We start from the raw sequence: 492 nt of genomic DNA, 5'->3' as shown, positions 1-492 counted from the left end.
GGCTACTCCAACGGTCAGCAGATCAAAGAGCTTCAGTCTTCTGGGTACGATGTGGCAGTGCCATCGAACCGGGCGGTCAACAATCAGGGAAACGGCGAGTACTTCCAGAAACGTGACTTCACCTATTTGCCCGAACAGGACGCTTACCTCTGCCCTGCTGGAGAGCGGCTGCCTCACAAGACGGTGAGCAACAAGGATCGTCTGCATCTGTACGCACGCTCAGGCTGCAATCAATGCCCGCTCCAGAGCCAATGCACCAAGGCGGATAGACGCTGGGTCACACGCCACTTCAATGAAGAGGCTCTGGAGAAAGCAACGAACGCCGCCACACCTGAGCGGATGATCCGTCGGATGGCTACCGTTGAGCCGACCTTCGCTACACTCAAGAGAATGCTGAATAAAGGGAGATTTACCTGCTGGGGTCTGAGTTCTGCCAGTAGTGAATACAGTCTGGGGGTGCTGAGTTACAACCTGATGCGGGCGATCAACGTG

At 55.7% G+C, this 492-nt stretch carries 1 protein-coding gene; it reads left to right on the top strand.

The annotated features are described in order from the left end of the window. A partial coding sequence (locus tag JIF53_RS19805; RefSeq protein ID WP_199453478.1) for a transposase occupies positions 1 to 492 on the top strand: 492 nt, incomplete at both ends.

The sequence above is a fragment of the Marinobacter sp. bablab_jr008 genome, from assembly GCF_016464145.1.
Lineage (GTDB): Bacteria > Pseudomonadota > Gammaproteobacteria > Pseudomonadales > Oleiphilaceae > Marinobacter > Marinobacter nauticus.
The sequence above is the reverse complement of the archived record's forward strand: the minus strand, read 5'-3'. Positions and strand labels throughout refer to the sequence as shown.